Annotated in this window: 19 protein-coding genes; 10 read left to right on the top strand and 9 right to left on the bottom strand. The window is 70.9% G+C overall.

The window, feature by feature from the left end:
• Positions 1–14: 14 nt before the first annotated feature.
• Positions 15–995, top strand: coding sequence for a Gfo/Idh/MocA family protein (locus tag ABH935_RS19355; RefSeq protein WP_370379301.1), 981 nt, complete (start codon positions 15–17; stop codon positions 993–995).
• Positions 992–3790 carry an alpha-mannosidase gene (locus ABH935_RS19350; protein WP_370379300.1) on the top strand — a complete coding sequence of 933 codons (2799 nt, stop codon included), beginning with the start codon at positions 992–994 and terminating at the stop codon, positions 3788–3790. The genes ABH935_RS19355 and ABH935_RS19350 overlap by 4 nt, the downstream gene beginning before the upstream one ends.
• Positions 3791–3796: 6 nt before the next feature.
• Here the strand turns inward: ABH935_RS19350 and ABH935_RS19345 are convergent, their stop codons facing one another.
• Both ABH935_RS19345 and ABH935_RS19340 read right to left on the bottom strand, forming a co-directional pair.
• Complete coding sequence (locus ABH935_RS19345; protein WP_370348779.1) at positions 3797–3979, bottom strand: hypothetical protein; 183 nt, start codon at positions 3977–3979, stop codon at positions 3797–3799.
• Positions 3980–4196: 217 nt separating this feature from the next.
• Complete coding sequence (locus ABH935_RS19340) at positions 4197–4502, bottom strand: UBP-type zinc finger domain-containing protein (protein WP_370379299.1); 306 nt, start codon at positions 4500–4502, stop codon at positions 4197–4199.
• Between the two features lie 282 nt (positions 4503–4784).
• Between ABH935_RS19340 and ABH935_RS19335 the strand changes: the two genes are divergently transcribed.
• Positions 4785–5762, top strand: coding sequence for a phosphatase PAP2 family protein (locus tag ABH935_RS19335; RefSeq protein WP_370379298.1), 978 nt, complete (start codon positions 4785–4787; stop codon positions 5760–5762).
• 65 nt (positions 5763–5827) lie between these two features.
• Here ABH935_RS19335 and ABH935_RS19330 read toward each other — a convergent pair whose 3' ends face one another.
• Complete coding sequence (locus tag ABH935_RS19330; protein WP_370379297.1) at positions 5828–6514, bottom strand: TetR/AcrR family transcriptional regulator; 687 nt, start codon at positions 6512–6514, stop codon at positions 5828–5830.
• 86 nt (positions 6515–6600) lie between these two features.
• On the opposite strand from ABH935_RS19330, the gene ABH935_RS19325 reads away from it, so the two are divergent.
• Positions 6601–7977, top strand: a complete 1377-nt coding sequence (locus tag ABH935_RS19325; RefSeq protein WP_370379296.1) for a serine hydrolase domain-containing protein — start codon at positions 6601–6603, stop codon at positions 7975–7977.
• A 29-nt stretch (positions 7978–8006) separates the two neighbouring features.
• Here the strand turns inward: ABH935_RS19325 and ABH935_RS19320 are convergent, their stop codons facing one another.
• Together ABH935_RS19320 and ABH935_RS19315 are read right to left on the bottom strand one after the other, a co-directional pair.
• Positions 8007–11252 (bottom strand): bifunctional [glutamine synthetase] adenylyltransferase/[glutamine synthetase]-adenylyl-L-tyrosine phosphorylase, encoded by a 3246-nt coding sequence (locus tag ABH935_RS19320; RefSeq protein WP_370379295.1) that lies wholly within the window; start codon positions 11250–11252, stop codon positions 8007–8009.
• Positions 11253–11384: 132 nt separating this feature from the next.
• Positions 11385–11888 carry an NUDIX domain-containing protein gene (locus tag ABH935_RS19315; RefSeq protein WP_370348784.1) on the bottom strand — a complete coding sequence of 168 codons (504 nt, stop codon included), beginning with the start codon at positions 11886–11888 and terminating at the stop codon, positions 11385–11387.
• 207 nt (positions 11889–12095) lie between these two features.
• On the opposite strand from ABH935_RS19315, the gene ABH935_RS19310 reads away from it, so the two are divergent.
• Positions 12096–12656: an RNA polymerase sigma factor gene (locus ABH935_RS19310; RefSeq protein ID WP_370379294.1), complete on the top strand. Its 561-nt coding sequence runs from the start codon at positions 12096–12098 to the stop codon at positions 12654–12656.
• Entirely contained in the window at positions 12649–12936 is a 288-nt protein-coding gene (locus tag ABH935_RS19305; RefSeq protein WP_370379293.1) for a hypothetical protein, read from the top strand. The genes ABH935_RS19310 and ABH935_RS19305 overlap by 8 nt, the downstream gene beginning before the upstream one ends.
• On the opposite strand, the gene ABH935_RS19300 is transcribed toward ABH935_RS19305, so the two are convergent.
• Positions 12927–13784 (bottom strand): maleylpyruvate isomerase family mycothiol-dependent enzyme, encoded by an 858-nt coding sequence (locus ABH935_RS19300; protein WP_370379292.1) that lies wholly within the window; start codon positions 13782–13784, stop codon positions 12927–12929. The genes ABH935_RS19305 and ABH935_RS19300 overlap by 10 nt on opposite strands.
• Positions 13785–13883: 99 nt before the next feature.
• On the bottom strand, positions 13884–14843 hold the full coding sequence (locus ABH935_RS19295; protein ID WP_370379291.1) for a zinc-binding dehydrogenase: 960 nt from the start codon (positions 14841–14843) through the stop codon (positions 13884–13886).
• Between the two features lie 166 nt (positions 14844–15009).
• Here ABH935_RS19295 and ABH935_RS19290 point away from each other — a divergent pair, with 166 nt between their 5' ends.
• From ABH935_RS19290 to ABH935_RS19280, 3 genes are read left to right on the top strand one after another with little or no spacing between them, the layout of a single operon-like run.
• A complete protein-coding gene (locus tag ABH935_RS19290; RefSeq protein ID WP_370379290.1) occupies positions 15010–15231 on the top strand; it encodes a hypothetical protein in 222 nt (73 codons plus the stop codon).
• Positions 15228–15617: a fic family toxin-antitoxin system, toxin component gene (locus tag ABH935_RS19285; RefSeq protein ID WP_370379289.1), complete on the top strand. Its 390-nt coding sequence runs from the start codon at positions 15228–15230 to the stop codon at positions 15615–15617. Before ABH935_RS19290 ends, ABH935_RS19285 begins: the two co-directional genes overlap by 4 nt.
• 35 nt (positions 15618–15652) lie before the next feature.
• The gene (locus tag ABH935_RS19280; RefSeq protein ID WP_370379288.1) at positions 15653–16012 is read left to right on the top strand and encodes a DUF6193 family natural product biosynthesis protein; all 360 of its coding nucleotides are present in this window, start codon (positions 15653–15655) and stop codon (positions 16010–16012) included.
• Between the two features lie 67 nt (positions 16013–16079).
• Here ABH935_RS19280 and ABH935_RS19275 read toward each other — a convergent pair whose 3' ends face one another.
• The gene (locus tag ABH935_RS19275) at positions 16080–17417 is read right to left on the bottom strand and encodes a glutamine synthetase family protein (protein WP_370348791.1); all 1338 of its coding nucleotides are present in this window, start codon (positions 17415–17417) and stop codon (positions 16080–16082) included.
• Between the two features lie 34 nt (positions 17418–17451).
• Positions 17452–18930 (bottom strand): flavin-containing monooxygenase, encoded by a 1479-nt coding sequence (locus ABH935_RS19270; protein ID WP_370379287.1) that lies wholly within the window; start codon positions 18928–18930, stop codon positions 17452–17454.
• A gap of 373 nt (positions 18931–19303) precedes the next feature.
• Here ABH935_RS19270 and ABH935_RS19265 point away from each other — a divergent pair, with 373 nt between their 5' ends.
• On the top strand, positions 19304–21100 hold the full coding sequence (locus tag ABH935_RS19265; protein WP_370379286.1) for an NAD+ synthase: 1797 nt from the start codon (positions 19304–19306) through the stop codon (positions 21098–21100).
• Positions 21101–21134: the final 34 nt, after the last annotated feature.

The raw sequence follows: 21134 nt of genomic DNA, 5'->3' as shown, positions 1-21134 counted from the left end.
TTGCCGGTTCTGTTGTGGGGCCGGTCGTCCGGGTCGCGGTCGTCGGGCTGGGGCGGGTGGCGCGGCACGTGCACCTGCCGTTGCTGGCCAAGCTGGACAAGTACTTCGCGGTCACAGCGGTCTGCGATGCGCAGCACGGATACGCCGCCGACGTCGCGCGGCGGATGCGCGTGCCCGGGTCCGGGGTCTTCACCGATGTGCGGAGCATGTTCGGGTGCGGCGAGTTCGACGCGGTGCTGCTGCTGACGTCCGGGTCGCACGCGGCGCTGGCCGCCGAGGCGCTGAAGCGCGGGTATCCGGTGTTCTGTGAGAAGCCGCTGGCGCACACGCTGGATGAGGCCGGGGTGGTGCGGCAGGCTGGCGATCGTCTGATGCTCGGGTATATGAAGCAGTACGACCCCATGGTCACCGAGGCGTTTGGGAGCCTGGATCTGCTGACGATCAGGCATATCGATGTCAGTGTTCTGCATCCTCCGGAAAGGTTTCCGCAGATCGATTGGACACCGGCTCCCGGTTCCGGTTCCACTTCCGGTTCCGTGGCGCCGCCGGAGCACGTCGGGCCGCGTGTGCATTGGGAGTACCGCGCTGTGCTCGACAGCGTGTGCCACGATCTCGCGCTGATTCGCTTGCTGGGTGGCGGCACCGGAGTGGACGTCGATGCGGCGTACTCGTGGGGCGCGCGGGATGGGGAATCGGGTTCGCTGGAGTTCTCGGGGCCGCTTTCGCATGGTGGGCGCTATAGCGTGCGTTGGCATTACCTGCCGGACTATCCGGAGTATGAGGAGCGCGTGCGCGTGCACACCGAGGACGGCACGTACGACCTCGCGTTCGGGAACCCGTACTTCTTCGGCGCCGACTCGGGCTTCGAACGCGAGCTGTTGGCGTTCCACTCCTTCGTGACCGCCGGCACGCCGCCGCTGAGCGGCATCGCGGAGGGCACCGCCGACATCCGCACCGGGATGCTCGTCCTCGACACGCTGGGGAAGTCGGGATGAGCGAGCCCGCCGAGCTGGTGATCGTCCCCCACACGCACTGGGACCGCGAGTGGTACCAGCCGTTCCAGCGCTTCCGGCTCCGCCTGGTGACAGTGCTGGACCGGCTGCTGGCGCAGCTGGACGCCGACCCGCGGGCACGCTTCACCCTCGACGGGCAGACAGCCGCGATCGACGACTACCTGGAGATCCGCCCGGAGCAGGAGCAACTGGTCCGCTCACTGACGGCGCGCGGCCAGCTGGCGCTCGGGCCGTGGCGGGTCCTGGCGGACTCGTTCCTGTGCTCAGGCGAGAACCTGCTCCGCAACCTGGAGATAGGCCTGCGCCGCGCCGACGACCTCGGCGGCGCCATGCGCATCGGCTACCTGCCGGACCAGTTCGGCCACGCGGCCCAGCTCCCGCAGATCCTCCGCCACGCGGGCATCGAGACAGCATGCGTCTGGCGCGGCGTCCCGGCAGCCGTGCACACGACGGAGTTCTGGTGGCAGGCCCCGGACGGCACGACGCTGCGCACGCGCTACCTACCCGAGGGCGGCTACGGCGGCGCGGCGGGCGTCTTCAGCGAGGCGGATGCCGCGGTAGTGCGACAGCGCGCCGAGGAGCATGTACGGGCACTGCGGCGCTGGCAGCCCGAGGGCCCGCTGCTCGGGATGTACGGGACGGACCACTCGGCGCCGGTCGAGGGACTGGCGGAGCTGGTGGCCGGTGCGGCGGACGGGTCGATGCGGATTCGGCTCGACACGCTGGCCGGGTTCTTCGACGGGCACGCGAGTCCGGATGCCGCGAGCGCTGCAAGAGGTTCAGCCGCCAGCGCAGGAGCAAACGTCGCTGCCAGACCTCATATCGCCGATGCCGCTGGCTCTGAAGTCATCCGCGGCGAGTTGCGCTCCCACGCGCGAGCCAACATCCTCCCCGGCGTCCTGTCCTCGCGCATCGACCTCAAGCAGGCACTGAGTCGTGCCGAGCGCCTCGTCGAGCGCTATGCGGAGCCGGTCGCCGCGCTCTACGGCGTGCGGGCGGCGTGTCAGCCGTTCTTGGATCTGGCGTGGCGGCGGTTGGTCGACTCGTCGTGCCACGACAGTGTGACCGGGTGCGGCGTCGATGGCACTGCTGAGCAGGTTGCTGCGCGGATCGGGGAGGCTGATGATCTGGGGCGCGGGGTTGTCGATCTTGTGCTTGGGCCGGTTGCGGATACTGTGCCGGATGGCGGGCATTTGGTCTTCAATCCGTCGCCGTGGCGGCGGGCGGAGGTGGTGGTGCTCGATGTGCCGGCCGGTCGGGGGTTGAGGGCTGGCGCGCATGTTCCGCATCAGGTTCTTGAGACCGTCGAGGAGACCTTCGCCGAGGAGCAGGTCGCGCCCGGTGAGCTCGATCGGTTCCTGCGCAAGGTCCACGGGCGCGAGCTCTACGGGCGGCAGATCGCCGCGTGGCAGGTCGATGCCCGCGCCGCGACCATCGCCTTCGAGCTGGCGCCGACGTCCGAGTTGGTCTTCGACGTCGCCGACGTGCGTGCCGCCGCCGCCAGCACCGGCGCGGCCGTCGAGCGGTGGTGCGTCAAGGTACGGATACAGCCTCGCGCCAAGGTGGCCGCGCTCGTCGACGTCGGGCCGCTCGGCCTCACGGCGGTCACGGCGGTCGCCGCGGCGGCCGGAGCGCCCGCGCCGCCGGTCGCCTTGAGGAACATCGCCACCGGGCGCCGGGCGCTGTCCGACCTCGACAATGGCCTGATTCACGTCGCGCTCCGCTCCGACGGCCTCCTCGACGTCCTCGCCGCCGACGGTACGCACGCCGCGGGCCTCGGTGTGATCGTCGACGGCGGGGATCTCGGCGATGAGTACAACTACGCGCCGCCGGGGCGCGACCGCATCGTCGACTCGCCGGACGAGATCTGGAACCGCGAGCGGTGGAACGGGCCGCTGACGGCGTCACTCGAATCAGTGCGCTGGTTCAACTGGCCGACGCACGGTGTCCCCGCCGGGACCTCCGGCGGAAACGCCGTCAGCGTCCGCGCCGAGGCCGTCCACACCACCGAGCTCAGCACCCGCGTCGAGCTGCGCCACGGCGAGCCCTTCGTGCGCCTCACCGTCGCCTTCGACAACCGCAGCGACGACCACCGCGTCCGCCTGCACCTCCCGCTCCCCCGCCCGGCCGCGGTCTCGCACGCCGAGGGCCAGTTCGCCGTCGTGGACCGGCCGCTCCACGCCGAGGGCGGCTTCGGCGAGCGCCCCGTGCCGACCTTCCCCGCCTACGGCTGGGTCGCGGCCGGGGGCCTGGCCGTCCTGCTGGACCACGTCAGCGAATACGAGCTCGTCGACGACGGCCGCACCCTCGCCCTCACCCTGCTGCGCTCCGTCGGCCTGCTCTCGCGCAACGACAACGCCTGGCGCGAGGAGCCCGCGGGCCCGCAGCTGCCCACGCCCGGCGCGCAGTGCCACGGCGTGCGCACCGTCGAGCTCGGCCTCTACCTCTACGCCGGCGAGTGGCACGAATCAGGGCTCCTCGACGCCGCCGAGCGCTATCGCCATCCGTTCACCGCGCTCCCCGGCCGAAGCCAGAACCCTGACAACGTCCCGGAAATCCCCGACGGCGGTATCGAGATCGGCGGGCGCGGCGTGGTCCTGAGCAGCTGCCGCGACGTCAGCGACAACGGCGGCGGGGAAGCGGCCGAGGTACGGCTGGTGGCCCTCACTCCGGAGCCGACCACGGCGACCATCACCACCGAGCAGGAACATCAGCACATGGAGATGCGCCCCTGGCAGGTCGCCACGACCGTCGCCAGGAGCGCGTCAGAGGAATAGCCCGGACTATCGGGTCCCCGCCCAGTGCCCGTTGGCCTGCCGATACTCAGGTTGCTTGCGGTACTTGCGGAACAGCTGTTCCTTGGAGTGGCGGATCACGTGGGAGACGCGAGTGTGGAAATAGAGGAGCTTCCCCTGCCCGCGTGCGCCGAGTCCGTGGTGCCCCTTGGCCGGGCTGTTCTTCGCCATGCGTTTTCAACTCCTTGCCTGCCGGAGCCGCGGGAAGACGGCTTCCGTGACCTCACGCTAAGCCGGGCCACGGCGTCGGGCCACCGGAGCACCGGAGCACCGGCTAAGAAGCGCGGCCTGAAAAACGCCGCCAAAAGCAGTGGCCCGGAGGCAGCCACGAAAGCCACCCCCGGGCCCAGCCGCTGCCTCCTTCTCAGCAGCCTCAGCCGACACAGCCTCAGTAGCAGTCGGCCGGCAACAACATCGCCTCGTCCGGATAGCACCAGGCCCAGACCTCACCGGGCTCCAGTGACCGGATCAGGGGATGGCCTGTGGCGCGCCAGTGCGCCGTGGCGTGCCGGCTCTGCGAGTTGTCGCAACAACCCACATGGCCGCAGACGAGGCACTCCCGCAGGCTCAACCAGCGGCCGCCGGTGGCCCGGCATTCCCGGCACTCGTCCGTGGAGTCCGGTTCGGCGTCGCGAAGCTGTTCCAGGTGGTCACAGCGACCACCGTTCGCGGGGACGTACACGGGGATGGGCATGAGGTGGCTCCTCGCGTGTCTGATTCGTCACGCCGCGCCCCTTGTGACCGGGTGCACAGACGCTTGGCGCGGAGCGTACCGGCTGGAGATGACCTGCCATGGGACGCGCGGGAAACAGCTGATCCGGATAAGCTGGCGTACTCCGCCTGAGAGACCCTTACGGCGGGACCGCCTCACACCTCCGCCAAAGCCCTACCATGGGGTGATGCGGAATGTGGACCCGGGGTATGACGCCTTCGCGGCAGGTACCCTGGCAGACTTGCTTGTCATGGGGGTGAACTCGTGACGACGACACAGCCGCTGGAAAGCAGCACGGAGGCTACAGCGCGCGACGGGAACGTCGACTCGACGGCGCCCGCCGCCTCGGCCGGCGGACGGCGCCGGAGCTGGATCCCGGGCCCGATCCTGCCGCAGCGATTCCGTCCGACGAACCGGCCCAAGCTGTGGCTGGAGATCGCGCTCATCGCGCTGGGCTACTACCTCTACACCCTGACCCGGCTGGCTGCGCCCTCCCACGAGACGGCGGCCCAGCAGCGCGGCCACGACATCCTGCACCTGGAGCACTACCTCGGGCTGAACTTCGAGCGCACCTTCAACCACTGGGTGTACAGCGTGCGCTGGCTGGCGTTCTCGATGAACGTCTACTACGCGACACTGCACTTCATCGTGCCGATCGTGGTGCTGGTCTGGGTGTACTTCAAGTTCCCCGACCGCTACCGCGCGGTCCGGACCGTGATGATCGCGATGACGCTGATCGCGCTGTTCGGGTTCTACTTCTACTCCCTGGCCCCGCCGCGGATGCTGCACGGCGGCGACTTCATCGACACGTTCAAGCTGCTGAACCCCTGGGGCCAGACGGCGGCGACGTCCGACGGCGTGGCCGGGCTCGGCTCGTCGACGAACGAGTACGCGGCCATGCCCTCGCTGCACATCGGCTGGTCCACCTGGTGCGCGCTGGTCATCGCGCACCTGGCGCAGCGCCGCTGGGTCAAGGCCCTCGGCATCGCCTACCCGTTCTGCACCTTCGCGGTCATCATCGGCACCGCCAACCACTACGTCCTGGACGCAGTGTTCGGCCTGGTGACCCTGGCCCTGGGCTTCCTGGTCCAGCGGATCCTCCAGGGTCGGCAGGTGTTCGCGCCGCCGAAGCCGGCCGGGGACGCGCCGCTGCCCCGGCAGCCGGAAAGGCTGACGGCGAGCGACCTCGACGACGGCGCCTCGGCGGAGCTGGTACGGCCTTCGATCCACCTGAGAACCTGAACCAACGAGCGTGAACCACTGAACGGGCCCCTTCGCGGGCCCGTTCTTCGTTCGCGCGCAGTTCCTCAGTCGTCCAACGCCTGCGCCGCCAGCCGCGCCTCGAATCCGTCCAGCAGCGCCGCGAGCCCGAACTCGAAACTTTCCTCGGGCGTCCCGGCGTAGGAGGCCGCCGGGCTGTCGATGCGCTCCCGCAGTCTGGGGAATGTCCGCGCGATCGCCACGGACTTCTCCTTCGCCTCCGTGAACGACCGCATCGCGTCCTCACCGCCCAGCGCCAGCCGCCGGTTCAGCGCGACCGTCGCCGCCGGGGCGAGCGAGTTGCCCAGCACGTAGGTGAAGACGGCCGCAGCCGCTCGATCAGCATCAGCGGGCGCGAACCCGGCGGCCTCGTAGACGGTCAGCAGGTGGTCGTCATGGCCGGACTTGCCGGGGCCGTAGAGCAGGTAGCCGCCGAAGGCCTGGCCCATCCAGGGGTGGCGCGTGAACATCGCGTGCTCGCCGGTCGCGGTCCGCACCGCCGCCTCGCGCCAGCCGACCACCGCCGGGTCCGGCAGCTCGACCTCGGCCCAGGCCGCGTCGGCAGCCAACCGGACCAGCTCGTCCTTGGTCTTGAGGTGCCAGTAGACGGCGGTCGCGGCCACGTTCAGGCGCTTGCCGAGGGCACGCATGTTGAGGCCGTCCAGCCCCTCCTCGTCGAGCTGCGCAATGGCAGCGCAAACGATCTGGTCCACAGTCAGCGTGTTCCTAGGCATGGCGGAAGTGTACTTGCACTTAGTTCAAGTCGGGGCTACGGTTCCACTTGAACTAAGTGCAAGTGACTCGGCAAGGGGAGATCGAGATGACTGTGCAGGAGACCGCCCAGGACCTGACCGCGTTCGTGGCCGAGGCGGCGAAGGCGTACGACGTGCCCGGCATCAGCGTGGGGGTGCTGGTCGAGGGCCACGAGTTCTTCACCGCGGTCGAGGTGGACGAACGGACCTTGTTCCACATCGCCTCCGCGACCAAGTCCTTCACCGCCACCGCGCTGATGCGCCTGGCGGCCGACGGCCGGGTCGACCTGGAGGCGACGGTCCGGACGTACGTGCCGGAGCTGAAGCTGGCCGACGAGTCACACGCCGCGCGCGTCACCGTCCGCAACCTGCTCGACCACACCGGCGGCCTGGAGTGGAATCTGATCGACACCGACTATGGAGACGGCTCGCTGGCCACCTTCGTCGCGAAGCTGGAGGCGCTGCCGCTGATCGGCGAGCCCGGCGCCCGGGCCTCCTACAGCCAGGCCGGCTACAACCTGCTGGGCCGGGTGATCGAGAAGGTCACCGGACAGCCCTACGAGCAGGCCGTGGCCGAGCTGGTGCTCACCCCGCTGGGCCTGACCGACACCGTCTTCGACCTCGACGACGTCATGACCCGCAAGCACACCGTCGGCCACAATCGCGACGCCGACGGCGTCCTGCACCCCGCGACGCCCTGGAAGTCGTACCCGGCCGGGACCCACGGCAACAACCCCGGCGGCGGTGCCGTCTCCTGCGCCGCGGACCTGCTGCGCTGGGCCCGGTTCCACCTCGGGGAGCAGGTCGGGGAGCAGCCCGGCACCGCCGACGAGGTCCTGAGCGTCGAGGCGCGCCGCTCGATGCGGGAGCCGAAGTCCGAGCTGCGCGGCTCCACCCTCGGCGACGCCTTCGGATTCGGCTGGTTCCTCAACGAGATCGCCGGCGTCCGCACCTTCGGCCACGGCGGCAGCGGCAACGGCCAGTTCGCCGAACTGCTCGTGGTCCCCGAGCGCGGCTTCGCGATCGTGGCGCTGAGCAACTGCGCGCCCGAGGGCTACCAGCTGAACCAGGACGTCGTGAAGTGGGCCCTGGAGCACTTCCTCGGCCTCGTCGAGGAGGACCCGGAGCCCGTACCGTACGACGCGGCGCGCAACCGCGACGTCGTCGGCCGCTACGAGATCGACGCGATGAACCTGGACGTCGCCGACGACGGCGAGCGCCTGACCCTCGCGGTCGGCATCAAGCCGGAGATCCGCGCCGCCTCCGACACCGAGATGCCGCAGGACTACCCGGCCGCCGCGATGGGGTTCCTGGCCGAGACGGGCGACGACTACACCATCACCGACGGCGGGTTGAAGGGGCAGCGCGGGCTGTTCACGCGGGACGAGAGCGGCGCGGTCGTCGGGATCGACATCGCGGGGCGGCTGTTCGGACGCGTCCGCTGATCACCGCAGCGGGCCCGGCGCGGGGCGTCTCACGAATCGTGAGAACGCCCCGCGTCGCTGCTCCAGTCGTAGAAGACGCGCTCGACGACGGCGCGGGCCCGGCGAGCGCTGCGCCGGTACTCCTCGACGAACTCCTCGCTGTTCTCAGAGCCCAGATACATGGCGATGCCGGCGCGTTCCTTGATGTCGTTCGGGATCGAGTCGCCGGCCCGGCCGCGGACCAGCATGATGCCGTTGCGGACGCGCGTGGCCTCGATCCAGGCCTCGTCGAGGATCTCGGCGTCGTCGGGCTCCAGCAGGCCGGCGTCCACCGCCCCGGACAGGGCCAGGCGGGTCCGCGTGGTCTGCAGGGCCGGGACCTCGTGCGCGTGGCAGAGCTGGAGCAGCTGCACGGTCCACTCGACGTCCGATAAGCCGCCGGGGCCGAGCTTGGTGTGCAGTGCCTTGTCCGCGCCGCGCGGCAGGCGCTCGGCCTCCACGCGGGCCTTGATGCGGCGGATCTCGCGCACCGCGGTCTCGTCGAGCCCTGACGCCGGACGGCGCAGCGGGTCGATCAGCTCCATGAACTCGCGGCCCAGTTCGGGGTCGCCGGCCACCGGCTCCGCACGCAGCAGCGCCTGCGACTCCCAGACCTCCGACCAGCGGCGGTAGTACTCGGCGTAGGAGCTGAGGGTGCGCACCAGCGGTCCCTGGCGGCCCTCGGGGCGCAGGTCGGCGTCGATGATCAGCGGCGGGTCCGGCGTCGGGATCTGGAGCAGGCGGCGCAGTTCGTTGGCCACGGCGTGCGCGGCGTCGGTGGCGGCGCGTTCGCGCTGGGGCGAGACGGGCGAGACGCGGCGCGCGGAATCCGTCGCGGCGGCCTCGTTAGCAGCTCCGTTAGCGGCTCCGGTGGCGGCACCGTTGCTTGCCACCGCCACGCTGGACGGTGCTGAACCGTTCGCCGTCGCGCCCCATGCGATCTCGTCCGGATCGGTCTCGACACCGTCGTCCGGCAGCGGATCGTGGACGAACAGCACGTCCGCGTCGCTGCCGTAGCCGAGTTCACGGCCGCCGAACCGACCGACGGCGATGATCGCGAAGCGGGTCGGCAGCGGTGTGCCGAGCCGGTTCTCGATCGCTGTGGTGGCGGCCTGCAGCGCGCCACTCAGCGTCGCCGCTGTCACCGCGCTGAGGCCGTCGCCGACCTGCTCGACGGTCAGCAGTCCCAGCAGATCCGCAGCAGAGATGCGGAAAAGCTCGCGACGCCGCACCGCGCGCGCCGCGGCGACCGCCGCTTCAGGCGTCGACGCGCGGCCGACCGCGGACAGGATCTCGGCCTCCAACACCGGCCGGGCCCGCGGCACCAGGTTGGCCGGATCCCCGAGGATGGCCACGGCTTCCGGCGCCCTCAGGAGCAGGTCCGGCGCGTAGCGGCCGGAGGCCAGCACCCGCGCCAGGTGCTCGGCGGCGGCGCCTTCGTCGCGCAGCAGCCGCAGGTACCAGTGTGTGTCCCCGAGCGCCTCGGAGGCCTTGCGGAACGCCAGCAGGCCGCCGTCGGGATCCGCCGCGTCGGCGAACCAGTCCAGCATCACCGGCAGCAACGTCCGCTGGATGGCCGCCCGCCGGCTCACCCCCGAGGTGAGCGCCGTCAGATGACGGAGCGCTCCGGCGGGGTCCGTGTAACCGAGTGCTTCCAACCGTGACTGCGCGGCCTCCGGTGACAAGTGAACAGCACCACCCAATGCGGCTTGTCCCGGCGTCAAACGGGCCACCGCGTCTAACAACGGTCGGTAAAAGAGCTTTTCGTGCAGCCGCCTTACTTCCCGCTTGTGGCGTTTCCATTCACCGTTCAGCTGATCGACGGGATCTTTTCGAAACCCCATGGACCTCCCGAGGCGGCGTCGCTCGACCTTCTCCTCGGGCAGCGTGTGGGTCCGGCGGAGCCGGTGGATCTGCAGCCGGTGCTCCAGCGTCCGCAGGAAGCGGTAGGCGTCGGCCAGGGCCGCCGCGTCCGTCCGACCCACGTATCCACCTGCGGAAAGAGCTGCCAGGGACTCCAGGGTTCCGCGCTTGCGCAGGGCGGGATCCGTGGGTCCGTGGACCAGCTGCAGCAGCTGTACGGCGAACTCGATGTCGCGCAGACCGCCGGAGCCGAGCTTCAGTTCCCGCTCGGCGTCCTTGGCCGGGAGGTGTTCGACGACACGCCGCCGCATCGCCTGCACGTCCGCGACGAACCCGTCACGCCGCGAGGCCGCCCACACCATCGGCGTGACGGCCTCGACGTACTTGGCGCCGAGGTCCCGGTCCCCGGCGGCGGCGCGCGCCTTGAGCAGCGCCTGGAACTCCCAGGTCTTGGCCCAGCGCTCGTAGTAGGCGATGTGGCTGGGCAGCGAGCGCACCAGCGGGCCATTCTTGCCCTCCGGGCGCAGGTTCGCGTCGACCTGCCAGATGGCGCCCTCGGAGGTGGTGTCGGAGCAGACCCGCATCAGCGTCGCGGCCAGCTGGGTGGCGGTGCGCAGGGCGAGGTGCTCCTCGTCCGGGTCGGTGCCGTCGGGGGCGGCGGCGACGAACACCACGTCCACGTCGCTGACGTAGTTGAGCTCCCGGGCCCCGCACTTGCCCATGGCGATGACCGCCAGGCGGGCCGGCGGGCAGTCCTCGGGGAGTTCCGCGCGCGCCACCGCGAGCGCCGCCTCCAGGGTGGCGGTGGCCAGGTCCGACAGGTCGGCGGCCGTTTGGTCGTATGTGGCGGTGGCGTCGTTCTTCTGCGCGCTTCCGATGTCCCGCGCCGCGATGCCGAGCAGGGCGTCCCGGTAGGCGACGCGCAGCGCGTCCCGGGCCGGGATCCCGGCCAGCGCGGCCACCGGGTCGGGCGCGCCGGGGTCGGCCCCGACCGCCTCCAGCATCAGCCGCCGGAAAGCCGGGGCCAGGTCCTCGACGTCGAACTCGACGAGCCCGTGCCAGCCCTCCGGATGGCGCTCCAGGTGCTCCCCGAGCGCCACGCTGACCCCGAGCACCCCGAGCAGCCGGTCCTGGAAGGGTTTGGCGGCGGCAAGGGTGGCGGCCAGGGTGTCGGCGTCGTCGGCGGCCGCGAGCAGCCTGCCGGTCGCGGCCAGCGCCTGATCGGGGTCGGCGGTGCGGCCCAGGGCCTCCAGGAACAGCGGGTCGCCGCGCAGCTCGCCGAGCGGGGCCTCGTCCAGGGTCCGCAGGGCGGATTCGGGGTCGGCGAATCCGAGCCTGACCAGTCGCGAGCGCGCCGACTCCGGTTCCCGGCCAAGTGCCGCCGTCTGTGCCACCCGGCCCAATCTAGCCGACGACGATCGAGACCGGCGCGTCGTGTCCGGGGGCCGGTCGCGCCGCGGACGGGGCCGCGGATCGACAGGGCCCGATCACCCTCGATCGCCCCGATCACGCCCGATCACCCCCGCTCACACCGCCTGGCCGCGCATCCGCCGATAGAAGTACAGGCTGTCCGGGCAGAACTGGTTCTGCGCGATGCTCTCTTCCAGCTCGGCCTCGGTGAGGAAGCCGAACCACTCGACCTCCTCCGGCTGCGGCACCACGGGGCCGGTGACGGTCGCGGTGTAGACCGAGCCCCACTGCGGCACCCGGTCGTGGTCGAAGCGCCACCTGCCGATCGGCCGGAGCACGACGTTGCGCTGCCCGACCTCCTCGGCGGCCTCCCGGCGCGCGGCCTGGTCGTAGGACTCGCCGGCCGGGACCATGCCGGCCACGAACATGTCGTAGTACTGCGGAAAGACGCGCTTCACCGCGGCGCGCCGGTGCACCAGGATCCGGCCGGCGTTGTCGCGGAACAGGATGTCGACGCTGCGGTGCCGCAGGTTGTTGTCGGTGAGTTCGCCGCGGCGCACGATCCGCAGGATCCGGTCGCTCTCGTCGACTTCGTAGACGAGTTCTTCGTCGGGGTTCACCGGGTTATCAAAGCATGGCGGAGGCCCCTGAATCCTTCCGGCGCGTGCACACCTCTTATCCCCGGAGCCGGTCGTGCGGCCGGCACGTCGAGCGGGAGAGGACGCCGGGGATGATATGGACAGTGGCGGGAGTCGTGGCAGCGGTGCTGGTGTGCGCTTGCGTCGTTTCGGTGATGCGGAAGCGGGGTCGGACGCGTGGGTGAGGCGGTGACGGCCTGGCCGGGCGAGCAGTTGGTGCGGGCCGCTCAGGACGGGGACGCCGAGGCGGTGCGAGCGCTGGTGTCGGGGTCGTATCCGCATGTGCTGAGGTTCGCCAAGACGCTGTGCGCGACACCTCAGGACGCGGAGGACGCGGCGCAGGAGGCGCTGATCATCCTCTACAGCCGGATCGGGATGCTGCGGGCGACGGCGGCGCTGGCGTCGTGGATGTTCCGGATTGTGCGGAACGAGTGCCTGCGGCGGGCTCGGTTTTGGGCGCGGGGCGGGGCGCGGAGCGGAGGCACCGGTGCCGAGGCCGTCTGTGGCCCGGCCGAGGACGACGTGCTGGCGCGGCTGGAGGCCGAGGCCGTGGTCGCGGCGATCGTGGCGCTGCCGGAGGACCTGCGCAGGGTTCTGATCATGAGGGACGTGCAGGGGCATTCGGGCCGAGCAGTCGCCGACGAGATGGGGCTGAGCCTGGCGGCGATGAAGTCGCGGCTGCATCGCGCCCGGGCGCAGGTGCGGGCGTCGTTGCTGGCCGACGGCTCGGAGGAGGCGGGCCGTGGCTGAGGGCGGGCAGTTCGCGAGCGCGTCGCTGACCCGGCATCTGGCACGCGGCGTGATCGGCTTCGGCGGGATCGCGGGTGGCGTGGCCCTGATTCCCTTCGTGGGGATCGCCGCGCTGCTGCTGGTTCCGGTCGGGCTGGTGGCGCTGCGCGGCTGTCCGATGTGCTGGACCATGGGGCTGGTGCAGACGCTTTCGGCCGGGAGGGTACGGCGCGAATGTGTGGACGGCCGGTGTGAGCTGCGGCTGCCGGGCGGTGACCCGCGGGGGCGCCCTCAGGGGTGATCGAACAGCCGCCCGATCATCGGGCCGAGCCACGGCTTGCGCCCGAACGAGAACATCCGGCCGGCCGCGATCTGCCGGGCCTGGGAGCTCCGCCTGCTCGCGGTGAGCACGAAGGCCACCGGGTCGACCCAGATGTGGCAGTCGGTGGCGCCGGGCGCCGGGTCGCGGTGCGTCTCGACCCGGGGCCCGTCGATGTCGATGCCGATGGTGACGCCGCCGCGGACGTGGACGCGCACGGCGGCGTGCACGGTCGCGGCGCGCGCCACGTCCACGGTGCGCGGGATGGTGTCGAGGTACGTCAGGGAGATGATGAGCCGCGCGATCTGCGGCGGGACCAGCCATCTCTGGCCGGTGGCGCGGGCCACGTCCAGGGCGTGCAGCGCGGTCTCGCTCAGGAACAGGCCGACGACGGCGGCCAGCGGCAGCGGGGCGTCGTTTCCGAACCACGGGATCGGGCACGGCTCCTCGGGGTCGCGGTCCTCCAGCGCCGCGACCAGCGTGGCGGCGCCGTCGCGGATCTGGCCGGGGGCCGCGCGATAGGCGTCGGGCGCGGCGTGCGAGAGCGTCGTGGCGTTCAGCACAGCGACCCGCTGCGCGAGATCGGGGTGCTCCGGCACGAAGGTGTCCCAGTGTTTGGTGTCGAACGTACCGGCCACGACTGCGGCGTAGGCGGTGCACGCCATCCCGAGGTGCGCGGCGACGTCGGCCGCGTTCCAGCCGGGCAGGAGCGAGGCGGCCTTCGGATCGCCGATCCCGGCGACCACCCGCGCGGCGCGCTCGGCGAGCTGCGGTGCGGCGGCCCGTGCCGCTGCTAAGTCTTCGGCGAGGGTGGTACGGGTGCGCGACATCGGGCCTCCCGCTGTGAGTCAGGCTCCTTGGACCAGGCGTCTGACAGGACAGCAGCCGGGAGCGGGCCGGTCAAGGGGGCGGGCGTCGCGGCGCCCGCGTCAGTCTGCTGTTTTGCCCGTCACAAGGAGGGTCTTTCCCACCGTCTGCCGGTCCTGGATCGCGGTGTGCGCGGCGCCGGCTTCCTCCAGCGGGAACCGCTGGCCGATCACCGGCCGCAGCGTGCCGTCGGCGGCGGCGCGCAGCGCGGACTCGGTCAGGCGGCGCATGTCCTCGGGGCCGGCGGTCGGGCGGACGATCCTGATGCCGCGGGCCTCGGCGTCGTCCTCGGGGATGGCGGTCCACTGGCCGCTGGCCAGGCCATAGGTGAGGATGCGGCCGTCGCGACGCAGTTGGCGGTAGGCGGTGTGGCCGATGGCGCCGCCGACGCCGTCGAAGACGACGTCCACACCCTCGTCGAGGTGCTCGGGCCAGGCCGGGTCGAGGTAGTCGACGGCCTGGTCGGCGCCGAGGGCGGTGGCGGTGGCGGTCTTGCGGGGGCCGCCGGCCAGCGCGATCACGGTGGCGCCGGCCGCCTTCGCGAGCTGGACCAGCAGGGTGCCGACGCCGCCGGCCGCGGCCTCGATCAGGACGCGCTCGCCGGGGCGGATCCCGGCGGCCTCGACGAGCAGCGAGGCGGTACGGCCGTCGGCGAGGACGGCGACGGCCGCGTCGAGGGCGAGGCCGTCGGGGACCCGGTAGAGGACGTCGGCCGGGACCAGCGCCACCTCGGCGTAGCCGCCGGAGCCGCCGGTCGAGCCCACGACGCGGGCGCCGACGAACGCCGGGTCCACGCCGTCGCCGACCGCGCGGACCACTCCCCCGACGCCGTTGCCGGGGATGGTCGGCAGGGTCGGGCGGAAGGGGCCGTCGCCAGCGCGGACCTGGGTCTCGACGAAGGTGATGTTGGCGTAGGCGACGTCGACCAGGGCGGTGCCGGGCGGGGCGGGCGCGGGTTCGGGGGTGGGCTCCACGTGGAGTTCCGCCGGGGTGCCGAACTTTCGCAGCCATACCGCGCGCATGGACGTTCCTCCTGGTCTCGGGCTGGTCGGGGCGCGGTTCGGGCCGCATCCCCACACGATCTTCGCCGGGTGGCGCGCCCGCCGGATCCGGCCCGAGGCGGCACCGGTCTGAGACTTTCGTCCTAAGACTGCTGACAGCTCCTGCTAGCAGCGCTAGCATGGAGGCATGGGCAACCAACAGTTGAACGCGCGCGTCCCCGACGCGATCGCCGAGGCCGCCCGCGCCGCCGCCGCGGACGCCGGCGTGAACCTCGGCGAGTACCTGACCCGGCTGATCGACGCCGACACCCGCGGCCGCCGCGCGGTCTTCGACTCGGTCTTCGACCAGTTCGTCCAGGACGCCAAGGCCTCCGGCGCCTTCGACGACGACCTCATGCCGGCCGCGTGAGCCCAGAGGCCACCCCCGGTCACCCGATCGACATAGCCTGGCTCCTCGACGCCGCCCAACGCCTCCCCGGCGACCCCGCCGTCGTGGACTACGGCGCCCTCTTCGCCGCCCTGGCCCGCGCCGAGGCGGTAGTCCTGGGCCGCCGCGTGTACGAACAGCCACACCACCAAGCCGCCGCGATGCTCCACCAACTGGCCCGCGTCCCAGCCCTGGAGAACGCCAACCGCCTCTTCGCCGCCGCGACCGCCGTGGCGTACCTGGCCGCGTGTGGGCTCCGGGCGCTACCGGACGTGCGCGAGGCCGCCCGGCTGGCGGGGGACGCGGCCGAGGGGAAGCTGGACGTCGGGGCTATTTCGTGGGTGCTGCGGAACTGGACGAAGAACTAAGCGGACCAAGGACTACGTCGGAGGGGACGGCTGCCGTGACGGACCAGCTCGACGTGCTGTGGGACGAGATGTGCGAGCGTGCCCGGCTCCGCGACGACTTCACCCGCGACCGCGAGTCCTCATGGGTCCCGCCGATCCTGCACGCCCTGGTCACGGCTGCCCGATCCACAACGCTGCGACGGTTCCACCCGTTCACGAGCCACGCCATGCTCCGCTTCGCCACCAGCCGCCGGCACGACGAAGCCACCATCGCGCCCGGTCTCGTCTCGCTCACCGCCGCCGGGACCTACGAAGTGTGGGATCGCCGGAGCGGCGCGACCGTCGTCGTGAGCACGACCAACGACCCGGTCCAGGCAGCGGCCGCGCTGGAATGGGTCCTCGCCGGCTGGCACTGAGCCCGCGACCAAGCCGCCAAGCCGAACCAGCCCGGCGGGTCCCCTGTCACCCAAGCTCAAGCCGGCGCTAAAGCACCGGCAGGTACCGGTTCAGCTCAAAAGGCGTCACCTGATGCCGATAGTCCAGCCACTCGGCGCGCTTGTTCCGCAGGAAGAAGTCGAAGACGTGCTCGCCGAGCGTCTCGGCGACCAGCTCGCTCTCCTCCATCCGGGAGATGGCCTCGGACAGTGACGAGGGCAGGGTCTCGATGCCCAGCGCGCGGCGTTCGCCGTCCGTGAGGGTCCAGATGTTGTCCTCGGCGCCGGCGGGGAGTTCGTAGCCCTCCTCGACGCCCTTCAGGCCGGCGGCGAGCATTACCGCGAAGGCGAGGTAGGGGTTGCAGGCGGAGTCCAGGGAGCGGACCTCTACGCGGCTGGACTGGGACTTGGAGGGCTTGTACATCGGGACGCGGACCAGGGCTGAGCGGTTGTTGTGGCCCCAGCTGATGTAGCTGGGGGCTTCGCCGCCGCTGAAGAGGCGCTTGTAGCTGTTCACGAACTGGTTGGTGACGGCGGTGAACTCGCTGGCGTGGTGCAGGAGGCCCGCGATGAAGCTGCGGCCGGTCTTGGACAGGCTGTACTCCGCGCCCGGCTCGTGGAAGGCGTTGCGGTCGCCCTCGAACAGCGACAGGTGGGTGTGCATGCCGCTGCCGGGGTGCTCGGCCAGCGGCTTGGGCATGAAAGAGGCGTAGACGTTCTGTTCCAGCGCCACCTCCTTCATCACGTGGCGGAAGGTCATGATGTTGTCCGCCGTGGACAGGGCGTCGGCGTAGCGGAGGTCGATCTCCTGCTGGCCCGGGCCGCCCTCGTGGTGGCTGAACTCCACCGAGATGCCCATCGACTCCAGGTGGGTGATGGCCTGGCGGCGGAAGTCGTGGCCGATGCCGTGCGGGGTGAGGTCGAAGTACCCGGAGTGGTCCACCGGCTCCGGGGCCTTGCCCGGCTTGGGCTGGCCCTCGAACAGGTAGAACTCGATCTCGGGGTGCGTGTAGAACGTGAACCCGCGCTCGGCCGCCTTGGCCAGCGTGCGCTTGAGCACCCAGCGGGGGTCGGCGTAGCTGGGCGCGCCGTCCGGCATCAGGATGTCGCAGAACATGCGCGCCGTGCCCGGGGACTCCGCGCGCCAGGGCAGGATCTGGAACGTCGCGGGATCGGGCTTGGCCAGCATGTCCGACTCCGCCACCCGGGCGAAGCCCTCGATGGACGAGCCGTCGAATCCGATGCCCTCGCTGAACGCCTGTTCAAGCTCCGCCGGGGCGATCGCCACAGATTTCAGGAAGCCCAGGACGTCGGTGAACCATAGGCGCACGAAGCGGATGTCCCGCTCTTCGAGGGTGCGGAGTACGAACTCCTGCTGACGTTCCATGAGCACAGTATGAACGAGGTGAGTTTCCGTGTGATTACGGCGCTAAAAAGTCGCGCGCGCGAGGGCGGTTGGTAGCCATGCGATAGCGGTACGAGCGCAGCGGCCAGTTGTTGGTGACGCGACCGTCCGCGGTCTTGTACCAGGACGTGCAGCCGCCCTCCCACGCCGTCCGCGCCAGCAGCCTCCGCATGGTCGCGTCGTACTCCGCCAGCGCCTCCTCGGCCACCTCGACGTGCCCGCCGCGGGCCGCGCGCAGCCACCGCATGATGTACCGGACCTGCGACTCGATCATGTAGACCACCGAATTGTGGCCGAGGTTCGTGGTCGGTCCGTAGAGCAGGAACATGTTCGGGAACTCCGGCACCGCCATGCCGAGGTACGCGCTGGCGCCTTCCCGCCAGCGCTCCTGGAGCCGCGCGCCGCCGCGCCCGACGATGTCGATCGGCGCCAGGAACTCGGTGGCCCGGAACCCGGTGCCGTAGATGAGCACCGTTACGTCCCGTTCACGGCCGTCCGCTGTACGCACCCCGCTGGAGGTCACCTCTGTAACCGCCTCAGTAACGACCTCTACGTTGTCCCGCGCGAGCGCCGGATACCAGTCGTCCGAGATCAGGATGCGTTTGCAGCCGATCGGGAAGTCCGGAGTGAGCTTGGCACGCAGCTCCGCGTCGTCCGGGATCTGCTTGTGCATATGGCGCCTGGAGAACCTCTGCACGCCGCGGCCTAGTGAGCTCCCCGCTATAGCGGAGTACAGCAGAGCCTCTCCAACGACCGCGTACATGAACCCGCGCATCGCCAGGCGCAGACCCGGAATCCGGCGGAACGCCCAGCGGGCCGCCGCGCCGAAGGCGTAGTCGTACTTGGGGATCACCCAGTTCGCGGACCGCTGGAACACATAGAGTCGGCGCGCATAGGAGGCGATCTCAGGGACGAACTGCACGGCCGACGGACCAGTCCCGATGACGGCCACGTCCCGGCCGGCGAACGCCTCCGGCGGCCACGCCGGATCCCACCGCGCCGAGTGGAACGCCGCCCCCTGGAACGCCTCGCGTCCCGGCACAGAGGGGTACCGCGGCCTGTTGAGCTGCCCCACGCCGCACACCAGCACCCGAGCCGTGTACTCGCACCCCGAAGCGTCCCGGAGCCGCCACAGGCCCTCCTGCGGCTCCCACCGCGCCGACACGATCTCGGTGTCGAGCTGGAGATGTGGTCCGAGTTTCCAACGCCTCACACAGGTGTGCAGGTAGTCGAGGATCTCCTCCTGCTTGGGATAGGCACGGGTCCATCCGGAGTAGCGCGCGAACGAGTACGAGTACAGGTGCGACGGGACGTCGCAGCCGCAGCCCGGGTACACGTTGTCCCGCCAGACCCCGCCCACGTCCGAGCCCTTGTCGAACACGACGAAATCCCGGACGCCGCCGCGCTTCAACTGGATCGCCATACACAACCCGGAAAACCCGGCACCGATGATTGCCACCCGATGTGCAACCTGATGCCTACTCCCGGTCGTCATGTAGTGAGTAGACCGCCATACCGACGCCGCGTCGACATGGCGGCTCGTGCCGTACTCCGATACTCATCCAGCAAAGCGGCACAGATCCGGACAGAACCGGACAGGATCCGGTCACACCGGGTATTCGCGAGGAAACTCTGAAGATCTTTGCCGAAAAACTCTCCGGAACCCCTCGCCAAGCGTTGTTGAACGGAGAATAATCCTGCAACGAGACCTCATCGTCCCCCCGTGCGATGGGGTCTCCCATCCCGAGGCCTCACCGTCCCCCCGTGCGGTGAGGCCTCGGACCTTTTCCGGGTCCGGGCCGATCCCCGCGGAAGCTGTGTGCACCCCCCTTAACGTCACCTCGACGAGAACGGGGTAGCCTGTTCCCATGACCACCAGCTCCGTCCCGACCTCGCGGCTGCGCATCGCCCTGGCGCAGCTCAACACCTCCGTCGGCGACATCGCCGGCAACTGCGACAAGATCGTGGAGTGGACCGGCCGCGCGGCCGCCGCCGGCGCCGACCTCGTCGCCTTCCCCGAGATGGCCGTGGTCGGCTACCAGGTCGACGACCTGGCGCTGCGGTCCTCGTTCGTCGCCGCCTCGCAGGCCGCGCTGAACGCGCTGGCCGGCCGGCTGGCCGAGGCCGGGCACGGCGACGTGGTCGCGGTCGTCGGCTACCTGGACGGCAGCGACCAGGTCGAGCGCCGCACCGGCCGCCCGGCCGGCTCCCCGCAGGACGCGATGGCCGTGCTGTACCAGGGCCGGGTGATCGCCCGCTCGACCAAGCACCACCTGCCGAACTACGGCGTCTTCGACGAGTTCCGCTACTTCGTCCCCGGCGACACCCTGCCGGTGGTGCGGCTGCGCGGCGTGGACGTGGCGATCGTGATCTGCGAGGACCTGTGGCAGGACGGCGGCCCGGTGAGCGCCGCGCGCGACGCCGGCGCCGGGTTCCTGCTGTCGATCAACGCCTCGCCGTACGAGCTGAACAAGGACGACGCGCGCCTGGAGCTGGTCCGCCGCCGGGCCGCCGAGGCCGGCTGCGCGCTGGCCTACGTCAACCAGGTCGGCGGCCAGGACGAGCTGGTCTTCGACGGCGACTCGGTGGTGGTGGACGCGAGCGGCGAGATCGTGGCGCGCGGCGGCCAGTTCACCGAGGAGCTGCTGACCTTCGACCTGGACCTGCCGACCGCCGAGGGCCTGCCGCCGACCACGCCGGTCGCCGACGGCATCACCGTGGACCACGTCCTGGTCTCCGCCGAGCCGGCCCCGGCGCGCGAGCCGATCGCCGCCCCGATCAGCGAGCGGCTGGACGACGAGGCCGAGATCTGGGGCGCGCTGGTCCTGGGGCTGCGCGACTACGTCCGCAAGAACGGCTTCCGCTCGGTGGTGATCGCGCTGTCCGGCGGCATCGACTCGGCGCTGAGCACGGCGATCGCCTGCGACGCCATCGGCGCGGAGAACGTGTACTGCTATTCGATGCCCTCGAAGTACTCCTCGGAGCACTCCAAGGGCGACGCCGCCGAGATGGCCCGGCGCACCGGCGTGCACTTCGGCACCGTGCCGATCGAGCCGATGGTGAAGGCGTTCCTGGCCACCGTCGGTGAGGCGGTGACCCCGCTGACCGGGCTGGCCGAGGAGAACCTGCAGGCCCGGGTCCGCGGCACCACGCTGATGGCGCTGTCCAACCAGCACGGCCACCTGGTGCTGGCCAACGGCAACAAGAGCGAGCTGGCAGTCGGCTACTCGACGCTGTACGGCGACGCGGTCGGCGGCTACGCGCCGCTGAAGGACCTGTTCAAGGTGCGGGTCTGGGAGCTGGCCCGCTGGCGCAACAAGGCGGCGGCCGAGCGCGGCGAGGTGCCGCCGATCCCGGAGAACTCGATCGAGAAGCCGCCGTCGGCCGAGCTGCGCCCGGGCCAGCTGGACACCGACTCGCTGCCGGACTACCCGGTGCTGGACCGGATGCTGGACCTGTACGTCGAGCAGGACCAGGGCCGCGACGCACTGGTCGCCGCCGGCTTCGACGAGGCGCTGGTGGACAGGACGCTGCGGCTGGTGGACCTGGCCGAGTACAAGCGGCGACAGTACCCGCCGGGGACGAAGATCACGTCGAAGGCGTTCGGGCGGGACCGGCGGCTGCCGATCACGAACGCGTGGCGGGAGCGGTCGCTGCGGGACTGAGGGGCGCGGCGGGACTGAGGGACGCGGCGCGCGG

Origin of the sequence: Catenulispora sp. GAS73 (genome assembly GCF_041262085.1) — a bacterium.
In the GTDB taxonomy this organism is placed as follows: Bacteria; Actinomycetota; Actinomycetes; order Streptomycetales; family Catenulisporaceae; genus Catenulispora.
This window is presented reverse-complemented; position numbering and strand designations above follow the sequence as displayed.

Bases quoted from the DNA above. Each gene is read 5' to 3' on its own strand.
- ABH935_RS19295 (WP_370379291.1), bottom strand. From the start codon at position 14,843: ATGCGCGCGGTATGGCTGCGAAAGTTCGGCACCCCGGCGGAACTCCAC.
- ABH935_RS19270 (WP_370379287.1), bottom strand. From the start codon at position 18,930: ATGACGACCGGGAGTAGGCATCAGGTTGCACATCGGGTGGCAATCATC.
- ABH935_RS19340 (WP_370379299.1), bottom strand. From the start codon at position 4,502: ATGCCCATCCCCGTGTACGTCCCCGCGAACGGTGGTCGCTGTGACCAC.
- ABH935_RS19345 (WP_370348779.1), bottom strand. From the start codon at position 3,979: ATGGCGAAGAACAGCCCGGCCAAGGGGCACCACGGACTCGGCGCACGC.
- ABH935_RS19275 (WP_370348791.1), bottom strand. From the start codon at position 17,417: ATGGAACGTCAGCAGGAGTTCGTACTCCGCACCCTCGAAGAGCGGGAC.
- ABH935_RS19290 (WP_370379290.1), top strand. From the start codon at position 15,010: ATGGGCAACCAACAGTTGAACGCGCGCGTCCCCGACGCGATCGCCGAG.
- ABH935_RS19300 (WP_370379292.1), bottom strand. From the start codon at position 13,784: ATGTCGCGCACCCGTACCACCCTCGCCGAAGACTTAGCAGCGGCACGG.
- ABH935_RS19325 (WP_370379296.1), top strand. From the start codon at position 6,601: ATGACTGTGCAGGAGACCGCCCAGGACCTGACCGCGTTCGTGGCCGAG.
- ABH935_RS19265 (WP_370379286.1), top strand. From the start codon at position 19,304: ATGACCACCAGCTCCGTCCCGACCTCGCGGCTGCGCATCGCCCTGGCG.
- ABH935_RS19330 (WP_370379297.1), bottom strand. From the start codon at position 6,514: ATGCCTAGGAACACGCTGACTGTGGACCAGATCGTTTGCGCTGCCATT.
- ABH935_RS19350 (WP_370379300.1), top strand. From the start codon at position 992: ATGAGCGAGCCCGCCGAGCTGGTGATCGTCCCCCACACGCACTGGGAC.